Raw genomic sequence first — 21,550 nt, forward strand, 5'->3', positions numbered from 1 at the left:
GGCAAAATTCAAGGCTGGGCACCGGGTGAAGGCGCCACTGCAGGTAACCTCTGGGGAAGGGCGAGTAGGGCGAGAGCGGCGCCCAGTAATACCATACCTGCCCAGCCTCTGGCAGAGAGCTCTTCCCCGACGATAGCTACTGCCAGGAGCGTGGCTACCGCAGGTTCAACCAGAGCGATGGTCGTGGCGGTTGAGGGGCTTACCCGGGTAAGCCCACAGCCAAAGAGCAGATAGCCAGCGAACATGGGAATGAGTGCCATATAGCTTGCCACCCAAAAAGCTTGAGGGCTGGCAAGCAGGGGAGCGCCCGTTAGGATCAGTACCGGTAAGAGCAATAGCCCACCGGCACCAAATACAGAGCCCATAGCAGCGGCGCGGCTAATACCTGCCCCCATGAGCCGGTGGGCAACCCAGGAATACACGGCGTAGCTGGTACCAGCCACCAGCCCGAGACCAAGCCCCCACAGGGTACTGAGTAGGTCCTCTGGGGCACTGGTAAGTTTGGCAAGGCAGAGCAGAGCGCTACCGCCTAGTCCTAGAAGCAGAGCAAGAACCCAGCGTCGGGATAAGGGACTGTGGCTGATAAAGCGCTCTAAGAGCGCGGACGCTATGGGGGCAGAAGCCACTGTTGGTGGCGCACCTCGATGTAGGCGCTTTCAAGCTCTTCTTTGGAGGAAAAATTATTGTAAAGGCTCTGCTTAGCAACTCCCGCATCAGCGATAATAGCGTCAATGCCGGTGACGGCAATTCCGCGGGTGTAGAAAAGATGCGCGGAGGCATCGAGTATTTTCTGGCGTGCTTTACCCATACCGAAACCCCCAAAATAGACCGTTCTGTCTAATATTGCTTTAGGTGTGACCCCAGAGAAAAACATTCCATCATGTGAAAAACTGCAGGGTAAAACAAACCCCGCCCCTTTCCTACACGAAAGGGGCGGGGTAAGAGGTGAGAAAGTAATCTTTAGAAGTCGTCCGAGATTTTCTCGGGCAGTTGCTGAACCGGCTGGGGATCAAGTACCCCCACCTCGCGCAGTTCAGCCTCCAGGCTGCTCAGCATCGAAACCGCCTCTGACACCATCACACGATCTTCAAGCTCAACCCCACGAATCAGCCACTGAGCTAAGCCAAACTCAGCATAAAGGTTGGCGCGTGATTCGAGGTGCTCGTCGGGTTGCTGAGGCATCTGGTTGCGGTAGAGATCAAAAATGCGATCGCGGAAGTCAGTATCTGAGCAGGCAAAAAGCCAGGAGAAATCTTGGGCAGGGTCACCTACACAGACCTCCGACCAGCCGGTTACCTCAATAATGGTTTTCTTATCAATCACCAGGTTATCTTCGTTGAGATCGCCATGGATGACCCGGGGGCGGAACTGCCAGAGGGAGACATCATTGAGCTGCTTTTCCCAGCGTTCTAACAGACCTGAGGGTACCTTGCCGGTTGCTACGGCGCGGTCCAGTTCAGCGAGACGGCGCTCGCGAATCTGTTCACCGGTATAAACGGGTAAGTCCGCTTCTTCTACGATGGTTTCGGGGAAGACGTGTACGGTGGCGATGGCCCCGGCGATGGCTTCTGCAATATCGGTTTTGCCCCCGCGGGTGCCGTAGCTGATATCTGCTAACTCATCAATATCGACCGGCGCACCGGGATTATGTGAGTAGATAAAAGTTTGTAGCCCGCCCTGGGGTACCGTTCCGACAATGGTGGGTACCAAAAAGGGGAGGCGGGCGCGTAGACCCGGTGAGAAGGATTGAAGAATCATGTGCTCCGCTTCAAGGCGCACGCTAGCTTCTGGATTTTTGGGGGCACGTACGCGCCAACGTTTGTCAGCGGAGTCAATAATAATCGCTGAGTCAAAGTCTACGGTGTCATCAGCTGACGGGAGGGCGGCTACAGGGTAGAGCCCTGGCACGCCAGCTGATACGATTGCGGCAAGTTGAAGCGGTGTCGAAGTCACACTTCCAGGGTACAAGAGATAGAGGGGCATAGACCCAATGCATGCCGAAAATATGATGAATCTGTCGCTGACGGGGCATTTTTCGCCCCTGGGTCGCCTACCTTTTGTGCCGCATCGTCTCTCTCCGCAGGGGAGCGTGCGGGATGAACCAGGGTTCTTGGCGGCGGTAGTGGAGCAGTTGGTGGACGGCGGGCTGCCGGCTACTGCGGCTGACTCTGGGAAGCTCTACCCCTGGGAGCACCTGCCACTTGTGCTTGCGGTGGACCGCGGCAGGGTGCTGGTGCAAAACGGGGGAGAGGGGCAGCCTCCCGAACCCTTGAACCTTGTGGCGCACTACGGCCTGCAGGCTGAGCACTGGCATGACTACGCAGCTACCGATAGCCACCACACCGCCTATCTTGTCTTTGCTGGTTTACTGGCTCTAGATGATGGGGATGCCCCGGTCCTTGCGCTGACCGGTGACTTTGAATATTTTTTGGACCTCGGGCATCAACCCCTGAACCTGCAAGGCTTCGATCAGCAGGAACAGTCCGTGGCAGACGTCCTGGCCGCTCAAACCGGTGGGCAGTGGGAGATGATCCGAGACTATGCCGCATATGGCTATGAAGGGAGCGGCTTAGCTTTCGCCTGGGGCCAGCCTCTGGCAGCTGTTGCTTCCCTGGCCAACTGGCACGGTTCCCACAAATTTGACCCCGCCACCGGAGAGCCCACCCTTTCCATACGCGCAGGTTGGGCGCGGGTGACCCAGAGCGGCCGGGAACTTTTCCCCCGCACCGACCCCGCCGTCATTACAGCGGTCACTGCTGAGGTGGGAGGAGAGGAAAAAATTCTGCTCGGCCAGGCAAGAGCTTGGGGTGCGGGGCGCTTTTCTACCTTTGCCGGTTTTGTAGAGGGTGGGGAGTCCTTGGAGGACGCGGTGATGAGGGAGGTCTGGGAAGAAAACGGTGGGCGCGTGGTCGGCATGGCTTATCTGGGTTCCCAGCCCTGGCCTTTTCCCCGTTCACTCATGTGTGGTTACATCGCAGTCATTGATAACCCGGATCAGGTGAAAGCTGACGGCGCCGAAATAGAGACCATCCGGTGGTTCACCCGTCAGGAGCTCATCGCCGCCCACACGCATCAAGAAGTTCAGCTACCTGGCCGAAGCTCGATATCTCGCCGTCTGATTGAACACTGGCTGGGGAAAGCCCTGTAAACGGTAGACTGGTTGACTGCCCCGTCTACCCAAGGAGTCCTCGTGCTAGAAATTGATCGTCTGCGTGCTGAGCCCATTGAGCTAATGCAGCGGAGCGCTGATTCTGTCCTTGAGGGCCTTGACCCGGAGCAGCGCCGGGTGGCGACCGAAATATCCGGCCCCATGTGCGTATTAGCCGGTGCGGGTACTGGTAAGACCCGGGCGATTACCCACCGTATTGCTTATGGCATCGCCATCGGACGCTACAACCCCCGCAGTGTTCTAGCGCTGACCTTTACTACTCGGGCGGCAGAAGAAATGAAGGTGCGCTTGCGCGCTTTGGGCGCAGTGGGTGTGGTGGCTCGTACCTTCCATTCGGCTGCTCTGGCCCAGCTAAAGTATTTTTGGCCGCAGGCAATTGGTGGTTCAACGCCTGAAATCCTCAAAAATAAAGCCCAGTTCATCATTGAATCTGCTAGGCGCCTGGGCCTGGGCACGGATCGCGCGATAGTGAGAGACTTAGCAGCTGAAATTGAGTGGGCTAAAGTTTCCATGCTAACCCCTGACACCCTGATGCCACACCTGGCTCACCGGGAGTTGCCAGCGGACATTACCCCCATTGATATGGTGCGTCTCTTCCGTACCTATGAGGAGCTCAAAGACGAACGCAACGTCATCGACTTTGAAGATATTCTCTTACTGACCATCGCCATTATTGAAGAGAACCCGCAGATCGCTGCCCAGATTCACCAACAGTACCGCCACTTTGTGGTGGATGAGTACCAGGACGTCTCGCCCCTGCAACAACGATTGCTGGATGCCTGGCTAGGGCAGCGCGATGACATCTGCGTAGTGGGTGATGCCTCCCAGACCATTTACTCTTTTGCCGGGGCCACCAGCCGCCACCTGCTTGATTTCCCCCGCCGCTTTGAAGGCGCAACGGTAGTCAAACTGATTCGCGCCTACCGCTCAACACCCCAAGTGGTTCAGCTGGCTAACCGTCTGCTGGCAGCGCGCCGGGTGCAGCCTGACTCTACCCGCTTCTCTTGGGCGCCGCCCCTTGAACTCAAGTCCCAGCGTCCGGGTGGACCCGATGCCGCCTGGTTTGGTTATGCAGATGATGAGCAAGAAGCTGCCGGTATCGCCGAAGATATCAAGGATTATATCGAGAATGACGGCGTGCCAGCAGCTGAGATCGCTGTGCTTTACCGTACCAACGGGCAGTCGGCCGCACTAGAACAGGCCCTGAACGATGCGGGAATTAAATACCAGCTACGCGGGGCTGAAAAATTCTTTGACCGAGCTGAAGTGCGCGCTGCTCTCAGCATGCTGCAAGGAGCTGCCAAGGGTGTGGACCCCGCTGAGAGCGTGCCGCAACTAGTGCGAGATAACCTGAAATCACTGGGGTGGTCAGAGAAAGCCCCAGAGCGCAGCGGCCAGGTGCGTCAGCGGTGGGAATCCTTGGAGACCCTGGTGGCTCTAGCTGACCGTCTCACCCACGAGAGGGAGCAGCAGCGTCAGCAGGCAGCAACAAATGATGCTGCTGAATTGCCCCCCGAACTCACCATTTACGAGTTCGTGGCGGTGCTCTTCCAACGCTCCACTCAGCGAGATGCCCCCTCTATGAACGGGGTAACTTTGGCCTCCTTGCACTCGGCCAAGGGTCTGGAGTGGGATGCCGTCTTCCTCTGCGGTCTTAATGAGGGGCTGATGCCCATCTCGTTCGCCAAGACTAGCGACGCGGTCGATGAAGAGCGCCGCCTCTTTTACGTAGGTATCACCCGTGCCCGTAAATACTTGACCTTCACCTGGTCGCGCTCGCGCACCCCCGGTGGGCGCAGTGGCCGGCAACGGTCCCGCTTTATTAACGATATTGCCCCCAAGGGAGTCTAATGACCTCATCAGTCCAGATCATTGAGGCGGGGGAGGGACGCCCCGAAATTGAGGTGGTGCGTTCAGTACGGCGTAGGCGCACGGTGCAAGCACAGCCGCTGGATGATGGGCGGGTACGACTTTTGGTACCCGCCACGAGTAGCCAGGCCGATGTCTGGGACTACATAGAGAAACTCCTCCCCAAGGTTCAAGCGCGCAGAGCCCGCAAGGAGGCTACCCTTCGGCAGGTCACCTCTGATGGCTTCTTGGGAGGACGAGCCGCTCAGCTTCGCGCTCAATATCTGCCGGAGTGCCCAGAACCTGCGTCCGTGCGCTGGGTAAGTAACCAGAAACAGCAGTGGGGTTCGGCTACCCCCGCCCAGCTCAGTATCCGAATATCCGATGTCTTACAGGGGGCACCCATCTACGCCCTAGACGCTGTACTTTTTCACGAACTCTGCCACCTCATCGAAGCTAACCACAGCCCCCGTTTTAGGGCGTTAGAAGCTCGCTACCCGCAGCTTGAAAAAGCGCGAGCCTTCCTGGAGGGCGTTACTTTTGGCCAGTGGGGTAAGGCTAGTTAGGTAAGAGGTGCACAGAGCCTCTGTCCGATAGCACCTTGAACCGTTAGTGATCGAACAGAGGCTCCCTATGTACCCGTTATATGACGCTTTCCAGTAAGGGCTAGTCTTGGCCGGATCTATCGTCTTCAGCCCCGGGCTTTTCATCGTAGCCGCCGGAGAGTAGTTTTTCGAGGGCTGCGTCGAACTCGTCTTCACTGGCGTTGAGCAGAGCTCGGCGTGAGATGAAACCTTCGGGGTCATCGAGATCCTCGCTGGTGGGTAGCGTTTCGGGTGTTGCCCAGAGACCGTCGCGAGCCTCAAAGCCGTGGGCTTCTTCGTAGGAGCGCCAGAAACCCAGAGCTTCGCGCATTTTGCGGGGGCGGAGCTCCAACCCAACGAGCTGGGAGAAGGCATGCTCAGCAGGGCCGCCAGTAGCACGGCGTCGTGCCATGGTTTCAGCCAGCTGGACTGCCATGGGCAGGTTCGTAGTGGCTTCTTCAGTGATGAGGGTGACCCACCCTTCGATGAGGGCTAGCAGAGTTTCGAGGCGGTCTAGAGCCAGCTGCTGATCCTCTGTGTTCTGCGGCTTGAACATATCACCGCTGAAAGCTGCCATCATTTCTTCGGGATTGGTGGGGTCAATCTCAATCTCTGAGGCGGCTTCCTGCATTCGTTCAATATCAACATGGATGCCGCGTGAGTAGCGTTTGATCAGCTCAATAATGTCTTCGCGCAGCCAGGGGTTAGCTTTATGCAAACGGGTGAGGGCCGCTTCACGCACCGCCAGGTAGAGCATAATTTCCTGAGCAGGAATCTCAAGCCCCTCACCAAAAGCAGCAACACCGCCGGGGAGCAGGGCCGAGCGTCCTGGAGCCAGTGGGATGCCGATATCGGTGGAGGAGACAACTTCACCGGCGAGCTGGCCGGTGGCTTGGCCCACCTGCATACCAAACATCATGCCGCCTATTCCGGCAAAGATGTTGCCACCGCCCAACATACCTTTGATTTCTTCGGGCATCTGGGTCTGAATGGAGGTGTTCATGGCGGTAGAAACCGAGGATGCTACGGGCCCAGCAATTTCTTTCCAGGTATCAAAGGAGTTCTCTAACCACTCTGTCTTGGACCATGCTTCAGCGTTGAAGGCGGGGCGATCGAAGGCAGTGACGGGGTCGAGCCAGAGGTCAGCTAGGGCGGCTGCATCGCGAACAGCGCCTTGCTGGCTAGACGTCATGGACGGGTCAGAGCCTGCGGTAATCACCTGCCGGGCGTGCTGCTTAGCTAGGTCCCAGTTAACCGGTTCATCGGTGGGCTGGGCACTCATCATGGCGTTGACCTGCGCGAAGATGCCAGAAAGCATCGCGGGGTCGATGGGCATCCCCATATTTTTCATGGCATCGGGATCAAAAGCACCGTTAGTGCCCATACCCATAGCGTTGGGATCGAAGCCTGATTCTTGAAGTTTTCTGAAGAATTCTTCCATGGGGTCATTGCCGGAGTTACCAAATGGATTGTTGGTCATGCTCTGCCTCGCTTATTGGGTAGGGGCGCAGCCCGAGCTGCACGGTTCTTCTACCAGCCTACTTGCTCAGCCCTCCAACTGCCTCGTAGTTTAGCCCTGGGCGAGTGGGAGTCTGCTGTGTAAATAGTGGACGCCCAGTAAGGGAAAGCGACAGAGATACTGGCCTAGAGATTGCTGCGCGGTAGGGGCAAGGTTAGTTTGCTTGTAGGCTATTGCTTATGGTTTTTCCTCAGAAGGTTAAGAAGAGCGGGGCCCCTGCACCCCGCGCCGATTTGCGCAGGGTCAGTGCTTGGGCAACTCTTGCATTGGTGGCTGTTTCTTTTGTGGCGCCGGCTAACTTTGTGACCGAGGAGCCAGGCCCCACCTTTAATACCATCGGTGACTTTAATGATAAGCAACTTATTGAGATTGAGGACGCACAGACCTACCCGGTTAGTGGTGCTCTAGATATGACCACGGTGTCCGTAGCTGGTGGGCCTAACTCAACGGTAGGAGCCTTGAATGTACTTTCAGCCTGGCTGAGTGATTCGGGCTCAGTCTTGCCCAGTGACCTCATGTATGCCCCCACCGTGACCAACGAACAAGTCAGTCAGCGTAATTCGGCGGAGATGACCAATTCGCAGGAGGTAGCTCAAGCGGCAGCGCTCACCTATCTCGGTGAAGATTTTACCGAGCATCTCACGGTTTCCGGGGTGGCTGAGGGTGGCCCTAGCGAGGGCCTGATTGAGGAGCAGGATGTTATTCTGCGGGTTGATGGTGCTAACCTAGATGGTTTTGAAAGCCTGACAGAAGCAATTAATAAGCCCAAGGGAGCGGCTGTGACCGTCACCGTTCGGAGGGATGGAGCGGAACGGGATTTCACTATCACCCCCATCTATAACGAAGAGAACGATAGCTATCTTTTGGGGCTCTATCTGGCACGCAGCTTTGACTTTCCGCTGACCGTTAACTACGGCTTAGAAGAAGTTGGTGGTCCCTCTGCTGGCCTGATGTTTGCCCTCGGTATTATTGATGAACTCACCGAGGGTGAGATGACCGGGGGAGAACACTTCGCCGGTACTGGCACCATTGACACCGATGGGGCCGTAGGCGGTATTGGAGGTATCGCGCAAAAAATGCGGGGAGCCTCGGAGGCGGGGGCTACCGTCTTTCTTGCACCCGCTGAGAACTGTGATGAAGTGGTGGGTCGAGTGCCCGCGGGGCTGAGCGTGGTGAAGGTAGAGACGCTCACTGATGCTGTGGAGGCAGTAGAGCAGATTGGCAAGGGTTCAGACCCGGCGACCTTCCCCACCTGCTCCTAAAGACCAGAGGGCTGAGGTTTTCTCTCCATCTGCTAGCTGAATGTTACCTTTCACCTCGAAACCCCCTGCTTTCTTTGGCAGAATGGTGCCTAATACCTTGAACCGTTTCACTACGGTTCAGTTATTTATGTAGCCGCTCAATCTGCGGCGCACCATTACAATACCGAAGGAACATGTGTGAGTACCGGAAGCACCGCTAACACCTCTTCACGCGCTCCTCGGCGTAGAAATAAACCCCTCTTGATGACAGCCGCTATCGTTGCGGTTGCCATCGTAGTTTTTGTTTTTGCTAGCCAGGTGTACACCGACGTCCTCTGGTACAACCAGCTGGGCTACCTCAAGGTGTTCATCACTGAAAATCTCACCCGCATTATCATTTTTGCTGGAGTGGCTCTGATTTCAGGGTTAGCGATTTGGGCAAGCCTCTTCTACGCTTACAAGCGCGGCGAACTGCAAACTCCCAACCCCAAGCGTTATCAACAGCGTGGCCCCAGGGTTGACGCTGATGGCAACCCCTTGCCTGATCCCTACGCTGATTTTCAAGAAATGTTCAATCAGAACATGGCACGCTACCGCGATAGCGTTGATTCGATGCGTAAGGTGCTGTTGATTGCAGTGCCTCTACTCCTGGGTGCTTTTATTGGTGCCGGGGCTATGTCCCAGTGGGAGACCGTTCTCCTTTTCTTCAACGGTGAAAGCTTCGGTGCCACCGATGCTGAGTTCGGTATTGATCTGGGCTTCTTTATGTTCACCCTGCCCTTCCTGAACCTGTTGACCGGTGTTCTGCGCACCATCGTCATTTTTGCAGCGATGGCGGCTCTGGTTATGCACTACTTCTACGGTGGCATCCTGGTACACGAAAAGGGTATTACTACGACTAAGGCTTTCCGCCAGCACTTCGCTATTTTGGGTGGCATCTTCTTGTTGCTGACTGCCGCTGTGCTCTGGCTGGACCGTTACAACGCTACACAGGACCAGTCCGGTTCTTGGGCTGGCGCTATGTACAGTGACGTAAACTCCATCATTCCGGTCAAGGCCATTCTCGCTATTGCGGCTCTGCTGGTCGCGGTTCTCTTTGTCGTGACAGCCATCAACGGTAATTGGCGTCTTCCCATGATTGGTACTGCGGTGCTGGTTATTGCTTCGCTGGTTGCTGGTAGCCTCTACCCCTGGATTGTTCAGCGTTTCCAGGTGGTACCTAACGAACAGGCCGCTGAAGAACCCTACATCCAGCGCAATATTGACGCTACCCGCGCTGCTTACGGTCTGGACGCCATCGAGGTCACTAATTATGACGCGAAAACCTCCACCGCCGCTGGCACCCTATCGGGTGAAAGTGAGACTATCTCGAACATTCGCCTCCTCGATCCCAACGTGGTTTCCGGAGCTTTCGCGCAGTTGCAGCAGTTCCGCCCCTATTACCAGTTTGGGCAGAACCTGTCAGTGGACCGCTACGACATTGACGGCACCCCCACGGACACCGTTATTGCTGCCCGTGAGCTAAACCCTGCACAGAACTCCGGTTCATCCTGGGTTAACCAGCATGTGGTCTACACCCACGGTTACGGCGTTATCGCAGCTTATGGCAACCAGGTAGAGGCCGACGGCAAGCCCAAGTTCATCCAGTCCGGCATCCAGGCAACCGGTGAGATTAGCGAGAGCTATGAGCCCCGTATCTACTTCGGTGAGTCATCCCCCGACTACTCCATTGTTGGCGGGACCTCTGAGGATGAGCCGCTAGAGCTTGACCGCCCCCAGACCACTGACGATGAGAGCGGCACGGACGCCAAGTACACCTTCAGTGGTAACGGCGGGCCTAACATCGGTAACCCCTTTAACCGTCTTGCCTACGCTATCAAGTACCAGTCATCTGACATTCTGCTTTCTGATGCGGTGCGTCCTGAATCCCAGATTCTCTACGACCGCAACCCCTCTGAGCGTGTTCAGAAGGTAGCTCCCTACCTGACTGTGGATGGCAATCCTTACCCTGCGATTGTTGACGATCAGGTGGTTTGGATTGTTGATGCTTACACCACCAGCAACCAGTACCCTTACTCCCAGTCAGCTGAGCTTGATAACGCAACCGCTGACTCTGACACTGCCACCGGTGTTGCCCAGGCGTTGCCCAACGAGCGGGTTAACTACATCCGTAACTCGGTGAAGGCAACGGTCAATGCTTACGATGGTTCGGTTAACCTCTATGCCTGGGATGACGAAGACCCTGTGCTGAAGTCTTGGCAGAAGGTATTCCCCGAGACGGTCAAGCCTTATAGCGAAATGAGCGCTTCACTGATTGATCATGTGCGTTACCCGCAGGACCTCTTCAAGGTTCAGCGTGAGGTGCTCAACGCCTATCACGTGACTCGGGCTAATAGCCTCTATGCCGGTGACGATCTGTGGTCTATTCCTAATGATCCCACCAATGATAGTGGGCAGCCACTGCCGCCTTACTACATATCTCTGCAGATGCCAGGGGAAGATTCAGCTAACTTCTCGCTGACTACCTCCTTTATTCCGCAGCAGTCAGATAGCAACACACGTAACGTCATGTATGGCTTCTTGTCTGCTAATGGTGATGCTGGCACTGGTCAGGACGGCGAGAAACATGAGAACTACGGAAAGCTATCCTTGCTGGAGCTTCCCCGCTCATCAGTTGTCCCTGGCCCCGGGCAGGCTCAGAACGTCTTTGACTCTGATACAACGGTCTCTACCGAGCTGAACCTGCTGCGTACCGGTGCATCATCGGTGATCAACGGTAACTTGCTGACTCTGCCCGTGGGCGACGGTATTCTCTACGTCCAGCCTGTTTATGTTCAGTCATCGGGCGACGCTGCCTACCCGTCACTACGCCGCGTATTGGTTGGCTTCGGTGAGAATGTGGGCTTCGCTCCCACACTTGACGAGGCGCTGAACGAGTTGTTTGGTGGTTCTTCTGGTGCTGAAACCGCTGCGGACGCCGGTGTGAATGAGGTTGAAGCTGCTGAGGCAACTGACACTGAAGCTACTGATACCGACTCTTCAGCCTCAGCGCCTAGTGATGCTGCTGGTCTGCAGGGTGCTCTTGAGGACGCTCAGACCGCCATGGAAGATGCAGATGCTGCTATGAAGAATGGTGACTGGGCTGCCTATGGTGAAGCTCAGAATCGTCTAAATGAGGCTCTGCAGCGGGCTCTTGAGGCTGACGGTGTTGAAGGTACCGTTGCTTCTCAGCCCGCAAGCGGTGCTAGCGCTTCGGCGCTGGCAACTGCCAGCGCAGGGGCTGACCGCTAGCGATCAGGCCCCTGGCTCATTGAGGGGGCTGGAGCTAAACAACAAGGGTGTTGCCCTCCTGTAAGGGGGGGCAGCACCCTTTTGGGTTTTCTGCTGATAGTGGTGCCCCTTGCTGCTAATACCCTGTGTTTTGAGGGGTCGGTCACAAATAGGCCTCTCGACTTGCGCAGTGGTTATGGGGTGCGTATAGTTATATAAGTCGCCGCGGGGTGGAGCAGTTCGGTAGCTCGCCGGGCTCATAACCCGGAGGTCGCAAGTTCAAATCTTGCCCCCGCAACCAAGACGAAAAGCGTCTCACGAAAGTGAGGCGCTTTTCTTTTTAACTATATGCGCGGATAAGGGCAGGAAAAAACCTGCAATTGGTACCGGGGGCACCGATTGCAGGTCTATATCGTGTATACAGCGATCTTGAAGGCTTTAGTCGGCCTGGGCCATCTGGGAAAATGTTTTCTGCTCTTCAAAGAGTGCTTTACGTAAGCTGTTGGCAAAACCAGCTGGGATGCGTGTAAAGCGGTGAGCACCACCGCCTAGGGATAGAGTATGGCCTGCCAGTGGCTGGTAGGACAGGTGTGCGTTCTCAAGACTATCGAGGTCTAGCGAAACTGAATGGCCGGATTGAAAGCTGTTTTTAATGATCAGCAGACGCTGGCTGGTCACGAAAAGAACTGAATCGCCAAAGTCAGAAAAGCGCCCGGGGGCAATTTCTAAGACAGTCTCGCGGCCGAGGAGTGAATCAGCCATGTGCAACGCCTTCTGCAGCTTCTTCAGCTGATTCTGATGAGATGAATGGTGGGAGAAGACCTGATTCAGGGAGGGGGAGTCGAAGGTTTCATTGACCCAGTTTTCGAATTTCATCATGGTTGGTCCTTTGTGGGGTAAAGGCTGGCGTGTGCTTCCATTTACTATACGGGTTTTTGTCCCCTAAAAGGAGGAGTCTCATTGGAATTAAAAAACTTAGCCCAGGGTCATAATTAATTTTCTGTGAGGGATAAATGACATTTATATTTATAAAACACCTAGTAGGAAAGAATTAAAAAAGTTTTCATATCAAGTAAATGTTTTTCTAATGGTGCGAGCTCGATTCAGTCAGATAGGGGGACAAAACCTGGGTTGGCGGGCAAAGAAATTAACTGAGGGAGGACAGTGAACCCTCCAAGGCTTCCACGCCCTGATGTCATAAACGTGTCACAATTAAGGAAGTTCTCCACACAATCGGCAGAAGAGACTCATGAAACCCCTCATTATTGGTATTGCAGGCGGCACCGGCTCCGGCAAGACGACGCTCACCAACTCACTTCTTAAGCGCTTCAACGGCCAGGTAGGGGTGATTTATCACGATAACTACTACAAGCGCAATGATCACCTCACTTACGATGAGCGTACTGAACTTAACTACGATGCACCCACAGCCTTCGATAATGACCTCCTGGTCACCCATCTCAAGGCTCTCATCGCCGGTCAGACTATCGAGACTCCGGTGTATGACTTCACCGACCATAATCGCTCAGAAGAAACGATGATTGTTCAGCCTCAGAGGATTATTATTCTTGAGGGCATTCTCATCTTCGTTGAGGAAGAAATCCGAGAACTGTGCGATATCAAAATTTTCGTTGATACTGATGCGGATGTACGCATCCTGCGTCGACTACGCAGAGATGTCATTGAGCGTGGCCGCAGTATTGAGTCGGTTGAAAGCCAGTATCTCGCCACCGTTAAGCCCATGCATGAGCTTCACGTCGAGCCCTCAAAACGTCACGCGGACATGATTATTCCTGAAGGGGCGAACCTTGTTGCTTTAGATATGCTGTTCCATCGTGTCAACGGGCAAATCCACGGGTGGGCAGACAAGTGATACCAGCCAGAGTTTAAAGTAAGGGGCCGGGCGCCACAAAGAGTGGTGCCTGGCCCCTTAGATAACTTCTAGCCCTGTTGTAGTAAGAGGAGGCTAGGAGTTGGTGAGCTTACTTGCCGTTTTTTAGAGCAGCGAGTCGTGCATCAAGTTCGGCCTGACGGCCCAACGATTCCAGGTCATTGAATTGGGCGTCCAGGGATGATGCTGCGAGCTCCTGCTGCCCACGAACCTTAGCTTCCTCACGGCGAACCTTGTCCTCAAAACGGGAGATTTCGCTGGTGGGGTCCATAACGTCAAAGGACTTGAGGGCATCGTGCACCTGTGACTGGGCAGCAGCAGATTTCTGGCGAGCGTTAAGCTCATCGCGCTTGCGTGAGATTTCGCCCAGCTTTTCCTTCATCTGAGTCAGCCCAACCTTGAGCTTCTCCACGATTTCAGTCTGTGACTGAATCTGAGGTTCGATAGCTGAGGCTTCGTTCTCTGCCTGCATCTGGCGACCAAGGGCAACGCGCGCAAGGTTGTCGAACTTATCAGCGTTGGCGGTGTCACCAGCAGCACGGAATTCATCGGCTTTGCTAGAGGCAGCTAGAGCCTTTGAGCCCCATTCGCTCGCTTCACGGGTATCTTCTGCATGGTCTTCTTCGAGCATACGCAGATTGCCGATAGTCTGAGCAACAGCCTGCTCAGCCTCTGCAATATTGTTGGTGTAGTCACGAACCATCTGATCCAGCATCTTCTGAGGATCCTCTGCGGCATCGATCAAGGAGTTAATGTTTGCCTTGGTAAGCTGTGCGATGCGGCTAAAAATAGTCTGCTTTGCCATGGGTCTACCTTTCGGGTATTGCGGGTCAGGCGTCGGGCACATGACCACTTGTTTTATTGTCTCAGGACGCCCGCCTCTGGGCTAGGGCTTAGGGGTGTCTGATGCTACGTTCTGGGCGAAATTGGGTATTCTTTGGTCTCGCATCTAGGGGAGTGCGCTGGTTAGAAGTTACCACCGGCACCGCCGCCTGAGCCCCAGCTACCTCCGCCGAAGCCCCCACCTCCACTAAAGCCGCCGCCTCCGCCGAAGCCCCCACCGAAGGAGCCTCCACCCCAGCTGCCGCCACCAAAGCCACCGCTGCTGTTGTTTCCGCCCAGTAAGGTGCCCAGCAGAATGCCGCCCAGCATTGCCGAGTTGAAGTTGCCATTATTACCACCGCGACCACCGTAGCCGCTGTTGTTGAAGTGATCGACGTCGTTGCGGGCGATGTTCTGGGCCTCGTTGGCCAATCTAATAGCGTCATTGGCGTTAGCCAGTGCGGTCACTGGGTCTGAGGTTTGCAGCCGCTGCGCCTCTTGGAGGTGGCGTTCAGCTTCACGCAGGCGGGTTCGAGCCTCTGCCTTCACCCCGCCGCGTCGGGCCCACACATATTCACTCGCGGCAGATACCTGGGCTTGGGCTGAAACCAGTGCATGGCCCAGTGTCTGGCGTGCTGACTGTTGCTGTTCGTGGATCTGACGTACAGAGCCTAAGGCGGTGTCTAGTTCGGAGCGCACTTCGTGCAGGCGCTGGCTCAGAAGGTAGGGGTCAATTAGTCCCTTATGGCGTTCTGCACGAATTTGGCCCAGCACTGCTTCAACTCCTGCTGCTGCACCTTGCAACTGGCTACTGCTTCCGGCTCCGCTGCGAGCCAGTTCTTTAGCCTGAGCTACATCTCGGTCGGCAATGATGAGAGCGCTGTCGAGGGACGCGGCCGTTGCATCGAGGTCTTTGGCCGCGTGGTCAATGGACTCCAAAAGACCCTTAGCTTGCCCCAGGGCCTCTTCAGCGGCACGCAATTTGATGATGGCGCCACTACGATTGGTAGCAAGCTGCTCCTCAGCTTCCTGCTCGGTGTTTCGGGCGAATTCAAGACGGGCCTCAGCCTCTTCGATATTGTCCGCCACCGTGGCGAAGGCGCTAGGGGCGTAGGCTGCGGCCATCGCAGTGAGTGAGCGTTGAGCTGCGGGGAAGAGCTGCTCTGTTTGCTTAATTTCAGTAGCTAGGGACTCTAGAGCCTGCGGGGCATTGTGCTCCAGCTGACGAAGCTGAGCGAAGCTATCTTCCTGTTCGCTGAGCGCCTTCTGCGCGTCTTGGGTTCTAGTGATAATCTCGCTGAGCCAGGCACGCTGATCGGCTTCGGTATCGGGAATATCGTCATCAAGCTGTTTTTGCAACTGGAAAGATCGCTGCATGTGAGACTTAGCTTCTTCAATAGCTGCCAGGTAGGGGGTTACCGCATCTTCACCGTACTGCAGGCGAGCAAACTCAACTTCTTGCAGGGAGTGGGCAATAGCGTCGTCGGTTGAAACGAGTAGCTCACCGACCTGCTGGCGCAGTTGCTGGATACTGGGCTGGGGAGGCTGCTGGGCAGAGGAGGTGCCTGGGCGGCCGCCTTCTGTGCGCTGACCCTTACGGGCAGAACGGCTACGGCTCAAGAGCAGGGCGCCACCGCCGGCCACTGCGGCAATACCCAACAAGGTACCGCCGCCCACCATCACTTCGGTTGCGCGTGAGGTATCTGAGCCTGAGGCACCAGAGCCACTGGTGCCACCTGAACCCGCTGTTTCTTCGATACCTGTGACCGCGGCGTCGGCAGCCCCCTGGAAGTCAAGCTGGGTGAGTTTGGGGTAGATGTAATCGTTGTAAATGGTGTTTTGCTGGTCCCTCGAAAGAACCGAAGTGTCACCGGCAATGAAGTAGGCTTGGCGGTCTTCGGTAGCAATGACTAACAGAACATCCTGGGCACCAAAGTTGTTGAGCTCAGCGAATCGACTAGCCCATTCGGAGGAGCTGGAAGGTGCCTCAAAGCTATCAACCGTCACCACAAAGAGATTAACCCGCTGACTGCTTGAAAGATTTGAGATGTCAGTTTCAAGACTGGAAGTATTGCCCAGGGAACTGGTGGTATCGGCTACACGGACACCGGGATCTAAATCAAACGGTGCTTCAGCGTAGGCGGCGGGGCCTAGGGCCAGCCCTAGGGCAGCGAGTAGTGAAGCACTCGTGAGTCGTGTGCGTGACATATTTCCCCTTGGTGTAATGGTCCAAACATTGCTCTGTTTTCATCATAGGGCGTAAATCACTCTATGGCGCCCTGCTGGAGCTAACCTTTCGCGGTGAGCACAGGGCGAGCAATTTTCAGGGGTAAATACGGGTTTATTACTGAGCTTTCCTCTAAACCTGGCTCCCAGTTAAAGCACAGCTAATCTTCACAGTGAATCCAGATGCGTGGAGAATAATAAGCTGACGAACATGCGCCAACCAGGTCGGGGGCGCTGAATTGATGATGAAGGACATACGCTCATGACCGAGAATTCCTGGAACCCCCAGAACCCGCAGAGGCCGCAGGGGGAAAGTGAGCCGAACCCGGCACCTGCTGACCAGGACCAAACCGTTCCGCTGAATACAGCCTACCCCGGCGACCAGGGACGTTCAGCTTACGGTTCATTTGGTGCGTATCAACCGCAGTCGGCCCCCAATGCCCCCTACGAAGCTACGGCAGCTCCCTATAGCGCCAATGCGGGTTACGAAAATCAAGCGCAAAAGAGGAAGCCCGGCTTTAAGACCCTCACTGCGGTTGCCCTGCTGTCAGCGCTACTGGGCGGTGGCACCGGTGGGGCTGTGGTCGCAGCCAGTGACTTTTCCCCCGCATCCAGTATCGCCTCTCTGAGCAGTGGCACTACCATCGTCAACAACACCGATTCGGTTAACGCTGTCACCGCTGCTGCAGCTAAAGCCACCTCCTCAACGGTGACTATTTCGGCCGTTTCAACGAGTGAATCTGGGTCAGGTTCTGGGGTAGTGCTTGATGATGAGGGGCACATCCTCACTAACACCCACGTGGTAACGCTTGACGGGGCGACAGCATCAGCTGAGATCGAAGTGCAGCTTTCCGATGGCTCGGTTCGTACCGCCAGCGTTGTGGGCACTGACCCAACCAGTGACCTGGCAGTCATCAAGCTCAACGATGTTTCGGGACTGACCCTCACTCCGGCCTCCCTGGGAGACTCGGGGAACCTAAACGTGGGTGACACAGCCATCGCTATTGGTGCTCCTCTGGGGTTGGAGAACACGGTAACCACAGGTATCGTGTCTAACCTGGTACGCACCATCGAGGTAGAATCATCTGCCGTTGATGAGCAGCAGACAGATTCAAGCGCTCAGCAGGACCCTTTTGGTAGTTCCCCTTTCCAGTTTGAGATGCCCGGTCAGCAGTCACAGAGTAGCACCAACTCAACAATTTCAATCAATGTTATTCAGACCGATGCGGCGGTTAACCCCGGTAACTCGGGAGGTGCCTTGGTCAATGCTGACGGTGAAGTCATCGGAATTAACGTGGCGATTGCTTCCACCGATTCAGGCAGCTCAAGCAGCGGCAACATCGGCGTAGGCTTCGCCATCCCTATTAACTACGCCAAGCGCGTTTCCCAGGAAATCATTGAGAATGGCTCTGCAAGTCATGGTTTGCTGGGGGCTAGTGTTTCAACGTCACCAGCTAATAATGATCAGTCTGAGGCATTCGGTGACGGAGCCCTGATTCAGGAAGTGGTCAGTGGCGCTGCAGCTGACCAGGCAGGTCTCCGTAACGGGGATGTCGTGGTTGCTGTCGACGGCCGTTCCATCAGCGAAGCCACCGAGCTTACCGCCGCTGTGCGGGAAGCGGCAGCTGGGAGCAAGGTAAGTTTGACCGTCAACCGAAACGGCTCAATTCAGGATGTCGATGTAACCCTGGGCGATAGCAGGGACGCCGGCTAAGAGATATAACGATGCGGGGTGAACCTCACTATTAGGTGAGGTTCACCCCGCATCGTTGTAGCCAGTAACCTCTAAGGCTCTTAGACTCTAGATTTTGCCCCCGGGAAACCCGTGCTGTCGCCATGCTTCGTACATTGCGATAGAGGCGCTATTGGCTAGATTGAGCGAGCGGCGCCCCGGGACCATAGGAATTTTAACGCGCTCGGTGATGTGCTCATCGTTCTGCACTGCCTCGGGTAGCCCTACCGATTCGGGTCCGAACATGAGCACATCACCCTCTTGGTATTCGACACTGGCAAAGTTAGTGCTGGCCGTGGTGGTAAAGGCAAAGACGCGGGCAGGGGTAAGGGCTGTCCAGGCGTCCTCCAGGGTTTCGTGGACGGTCATCACGGCTAGGTCGTGATAATCCAGACCGGCTCGGCGCAGGTTGGCGTCCTCAAAGTTAAAGCCTAGGGGCTTGACCAGGTGAAGCTCGGCACCGGTGATGGCAGCTAGACGAATCGCGTTGCCGGTGTTACCGGGGATCTCGGGGGTATAAAAAAGAATCTTGAACACCCCACCAGTTTACGCAGAAGCCGTGGTGGGTTTTTCGTGAACCAGCCCATACACGGCCGGGGGAGTGGGCGGGTAAGATGAAAGGCTGTACTTGAGCCGGCACGAAAGGAAGCCTATGCCACGAGTTTATATGGATCACGCTGCTACCACCGATATCTTGCCTGCAGTGATAGAAGCGGTAACTGAGCAGATGCGTGCCGGCGGCAACCCTTCGTCCCTGCATTCTACTGGGCGGCGTGCTCGTGCCACCGTTGAGTACGCGCGAGAACAGATTGCTGGTCTGGCTGGCTGTGACTCAGCCGAGGTCATTTTTACCTCCGGTGGCACGGAGGCAGATAACTTGGCGGTCAAGGGCCTGTACTGGAAGCGCCGCGAAGCCAACCCTCAAGCGGTGCGCATTATCCTCTCAGCGGTGGAACACCACGCGGTAGGAGATGCGGCAGAATGGCTAGAAAAGCATGAGAACGCTGAACTGACCTGGCTACAACCGGATGGTTATGGACGAATTGCTCCCGAAACTCTCAGAGAAGCAATAGGCGATAACCCAGAAACGGTAGCCCTGGTAACGGTGATGTGGGCTAATAACGAGGTGGGCACCGTGCAACCGGTCTCGCAACTAGCGGCAGTCGCGGCTGAATACGGCATCCCTTTCCATACCGATGCTGTTCAAGCTTTTGGCACTCTCCCTCTTAACTTCCGTGCAAGCGGAGTGAGCACCATGGCTATTTCCGCCCATAAGATCGGTGGTCCCATGGGTGTTGGTGCTCTCATCGCTACCCGAGCGACTGGGCTGACTCCCGTCTTGCACGGGGGAGGGCAGGAGCGTTCGGTGCGTTCAGGCACGATCGATGCCGCCTCCATCGCAGGTTTTGGTGAAGCCGCTAAGTGGGTTGGTCAGAACCTGAAGCAGGAGGGCCAGCGTCTAGCTCAGCTACGTAACCGTCTGGTGGAGGGCGTCCTAGCAACTATTCCTGAAGTGACTCTGCGGGGTGCACCGCTTGAGGCTCCCGAGCAGACAGCGGACGGCGCGGGTAGGCTCCCCGGCAACGCCCACTTCACCTTCTCCGGCTGCGAAGGCGACTCCCTGCTCTTCTTGCTAGATACGGCTGGAATCGAAAGTTCCACGGGCTCAGCCTGTAATGCGGGGGTACCCCGCCCCTCCCACGTCCTTCTGGCGATGGGGCTCACCGAACATGAGGCCCGTGGTGCCCAGCGTTTCACCTTGGGCCACACCAGCACCGAAGCCGACGTCGATGCCCTGCTAGCGGCCCTACCAGCAGCATGGGCCCAGGCAAAGAAAGCCGGTATGGCAGACCATACCCCAGATGCTGGTCGCTGGAACTAGCCTAAGAGCAAGCAAACTCACGAAATATATAGACCCTGCCGGTGGTTGCTCAAGTAAAGAAACCACCGCACCCAAGGATTGAGAAGACTATGAAAATACTGGCAGCTATGAGCGGCGGGGTAGACTCCGCCGTTGCCGCAGCCCGCGCCGTTGAAGCTGGCCACGAGGTGGTTGGCGTGCACCTAGCGCTCTCCCGTATGCCCGGGACCCTGCGCACCGGCAGTCGAGGTTGCTGCACCATCGAGGATTCCATGGACGCCCGCCGAGTCTGCGACCAGCTAGGCATCCCTTTCTACGTCTGGGACTTCTCAGAACGCTTTAAAGAAGACGTGGTTGATGACTTCATCAGCGAATACGAACACGGCCGCACCCCTAACCCCTGCATGCGCTGCAACGAAAAAATTAAGTTCGCAGCCCTGCTGGAAAAGGCAGTTGCCCTCGGTTTTGATGCCGTAGTCACCGGCCATTATGCAAAGGTTATCACCGATGCGGAGGGCAACCGCGAACTGCACCGCGCCGCCACCTGGGCAAAAGATCAGTCCTACGTGTTAGGCGTCCTCACCCACGAACAGCTACGTCACGCCTGGTTCCCGCTAGCCGACACACCCTCCAAGGACGAGGTACGTGCCGAAGCGGCCCAGAGAGGCTTCTCAGTAGCCAAAAAACCAGACTCTTACGACATCTGCTTTATACCCGAGGGTGATACCCGCGAATGGCTCGAAGAACATATCACTATGACTCAGGGCGACATCAAAGATACTGAGGGCAATCTTTTGGGCACCCACCGCGGTTCCCAAGCCTTCACCGTAGGTCAGCGTAAGGGGCTGGCTATCGGGCACCCAGCCTCAGACGGCAAGCCCCGCTTTGTGCTGGAAATTCGCCCCAAAACTAACGAGGTGATTGTGGGTGGCCGTGACATGCTCGAAATCGACGAGATCCGCGGCATCCGTGAAACATGGGCCGGTGTTCCCATCGCCGAAGCCGTCGACTTCCTGGCCCAAGAGCCGGTAGAGGGCGCTCGCAGTGCTGACTTTGAGGTGGAAGCCCAGGTGCGTGCCCACGCAGACCCGGTTGCTTCAACCGCTCACCTGGTCTGGGTGCTGGACGATGAGGCAGAGACCCCCGGCGCTCTCCGACTTGAAACTGTGGTTCGTCTGAACGAGAAGCTCCGCGGCGTAGCTCCGGGGCAGACCATGGTGATTTACCAGGGCACCCGCGTTCTCGGTCAGTCAACCATAGCCCGTGCCTACTCACTGGACCGGGCTGACATTATTGCTTGATGATAGGGAACTGGCATAGTTTCCATCTTCTGGCGGGGCGTGAACGGGCACCACAGCGTCCTTAGTGTTTCAGCAGGTGGGAACTT

At 56.1% G+C, this 21,550-nt stretch carries 17 protein-coding genes and 1 tRNA gene; 10 read left to right on the top strand and 8 right to left on the bottom strand.

Annotated elements, in window-relative coordinates; genetic code table 11:
• Positions 1-8: 8 nt before the first annotated feature.
• The 3 genes from VVR27_RS04135 to VVR27_RS04145 all read right to left on the bottom strand — a co-directional run bounded on the left by VVR27_RS04135 (position 9) and on the right by VVR27_RS04145 (position 1,953).
• A complete protein-coding gene (locus tag VVR27_RS04135; protein WP_368547194.1) occupies positions 9-626 on the bottom strand; it encodes an EamA family transporter in 618 nt (205 codons plus the stop codon).
• The gene (locus VVR27_RS04140) at positions 608-808 is read right to left on the bottom strand and encodes a TetR/AcrR family transcriptional regulator (RefSeq protein ID WP_368547195.1); all 201 of its coding nucleotides are present in this window, start codon (positions 806-808) and stop codon (positions 608-610) included. Before VVR27_RS04140 ends, VVR27_RS04135 begins: the two co-directional genes overlap by 19 nt.
• A 152-nt stretch (positions 809-960) precedes the next feature.
• Positions 961-1,953, bottom strand: coding sequence for a phosphotransferase (locus tag VVR27_RS04145; protein WP_368547196.1), 993 nt, complete (start codon positions 1,951-1,953; stop codon positions 961-963).
• Between the two features lie 37 nt (positions 1,954-1,990).
• On the opposite strand from VVR27_RS04145, the gene nudC reads away from it, so the two are divergent.
• The 3 genes from nudC (at position 1,991) to VVR27_RS04160 (ending at position 5,583) form a co-directional block, all read left to right on the top strand.
• On the top strand, positions 1,991-3,148 hold the full coding sequence (gene nudC / locus VVR27_RS04150) for an NAD(+) diphosphatase (RefSeq protein WP_368547197.1): 1,158 nt from the start codon (positions 1,991-1,993) through the stop codon (positions 3,146-3,148).
• 84 nt (positions 3,149-3,232) lie between these two features.
• The gene (locus VVR27_RS04155) at positions 3,233-5,020 is read left to right on the top strand and encodes an ATP-dependent helicase (protein WP_368547451.1); all 1,788 of its coding nucleotides are present in this window, start codon (positions 3,233-3,235) and stop codon (positions 5,018-5,020) included.
• Entirely contained in the window at positions 5,020-5,583 is a 564-nt protein-coding gene (locus VVR27_RS04160) for a M48 family metallopeptidase (protein WP_368547198.1), read from the top strand. The genes VVR27_RS04155 and VVR27_RS04160 overlap by 1 nt, the downstream gene beginning before the upstream one ends.
• Positions 5,584-5,683: 100 nt before the next feature.
• On the opposite strand, the gene VVR27_RS04165 is transcribed toward VVR27_RS04160, so the two are convergent.
• Positions 5,684-7,081 carry a zinc-dependent metalloprotease gene (locus tag VVR27_RS04165; protein ID WP_368547199.1) on the bottom strand — a complete coding sequence of 466 codons (1,398 nt, stop codon included), beginning with the start codon at positions 7,079-7,081 and terminating at the stop codon, positions 5,684-5,686.
• Positions 7,082-7,299: 218 nt separating this feature from the next.
• Here VVR27_RS04165 and VVR27_RS04170 point away from each other — a divergent pair, with 218 nt between their 5' ends.
• The 3 genes from VVR27_RS04170 (at position 7,300) to VVR27_RS04180 (ending at position 11,932) form a co-directional block, all read left to right on the top strand.
• Positions 7,300-8,382: a PDZ domain-containing protein gene (locus VVR27_RS04170; protein WP_368547200.1), complete on the top strand. Its 1,083-nt coding sequence runs from the start codon at positions 7,300-7,302 to the stop codon at positions 8,380-8,382.
• 243 nt (positions 8,383-8,625) lie between these two features.
• Entirely contained in the window at positions 8,626-11,652 is a 3,027-nt protein-coding gene (locus VVR27_RS04175) for a UPF0182 family protein (RefSeq protein ID WP_368547452.1), read from the top strand.
• A gap of 203 nt (positions 11,653-11,855) precedes the next feature.
• Positions 11,856-11,932: transfer RNA gene (locus tag VVR27_RS04180), tRNA-Met, on the top strand.
• Positions 11,933-12,069: 137 nt separating this feature from the next.
• Here the strand turns inward: VVR27_RS04180 and VVR27_RS04185 are convergent.
• A complete protein-coding gene (locus VVR27_RS04185; RefSeq protein ID WP_368547201.1) occupies positions 12,070-12,510 on the bottom strand; it encodes a hypothetical protein in 441 nt (146 codons plus the stop codon).
• Between the two features lie 370 nt (positions 12,511-12,880).
• Between VVR27_RS04185 and udk the strand changes: the two genes are divergently transcribed.
• A complete protein-coding gene (gene udk / locus VVR27_RS04190) occupies positions 12,881-13,504 on the top strand; it encodes a uridine kinase (protein WP_346872278.1) in 624 nt (207 codons plus the stop codon).
• 109 nt (positions 13,505-13,613) lie between these two features.
• On the opposite strand, the gene VVR27_RS04195 is transcribed toward udk, so the two are convergent.
• Both VVR27_RS04195 and VVR27_RS04200 read right to left on the bottom strand, forming a co-directional pair.
• Positions 13,614-14,327 (bottom strand): PspA/IM30 family protein, encoded by a 714-nt coding sequence (locus VVR27_RS04195; protein WP_368547202.1) that lies wholly within the window; start codon positions 14,325-14,327, stop codon positions 13,614-13,616.
• Between the two features lie 161 nt (positions 14,328-14,488).
• Complete coding sequence (locus VVR27_RS04200) at positions 14,489-16,552, bottom strand: TPM domain-containing protein (RefSeq protein ID WP_368547203.1); 2,064 nt, start codon at positions 16,550-16,552, stop codon at positions 14,489-14,491.
• A 280-nt stretch (positions 16,553-16,832) separates the two neighbouring features.
• Between VVR27_RS04200 and VVR27_RS04205 the strand changes: the two genes are divergently transcribed.
• The gene (locus VVR27_RS04205; protein WP_368547204.1) at positions 16,833-18,284 is read left to right on the top strand and encodes a S1C family serine protease; all 1,452 of its coding nucleotides are present in this window, start codon (positions 16,833-16,835) and stop codon (positions 18,282-18,284) included.
• Between the two features lie 87 nt (positions 18,285-18,371).
• Here the strand turns inward: VVR27_RS04205 and VVR27_RS04210 are convergent, their stop codons facing one another.
• Positions 18,372-18,839 (bottom strand): tRNA (cytidine(34)-2'-O)-methyltransferase, encoded by a 468-nt coding sequence (locus VVR27_RS04210; protein WP_346872282.1) that lies wholly within the window; start codon positions 18,837-18,839, stop codon positions 18,372-18,374.
• A gap of 115 nt (positions 18,840-18,954) precedes the next feature.
• Between VVR27_RS04210 and VVR27_RS04215 the strand changes: the two genes are divergently transcribed.
• Positions 18,955-20,184 carry a cysteine desulfurase family protein gene (locus tag VVR27_RS04215; protein ID WP_368547205.1) on the top strand — a complete coding sequence of 410 codons (1,230 nt, stop codon included), beginning with the start codon at positions 18,955-18,957 and terminating at the stop codon, positions 20,182-20,184.
• Between the two features lie 89 nt (positions 20,185-20,273).
• Entirely contained in the window at positions 20,274-21,464 is a 1,191-nt protein-coding gene (gene mnmA, locus VVR27_RS04220) for a tRNA 2-thiouridine(34) synthase MnmA (RefSeq protein ID WP_368547206.1), read from the top strand.
• Positions 21,465-21,550 lie beyond the last annotated feature (86 nt).

The organism is Rothia sp. LK2492, assembly GCF_040946345.1.
Lineage (GTDB): Bacteria > Actinomycetota > Actinomycetes > Actinomycetales > Micrococcaceae > Rothia > Rothia endophytica.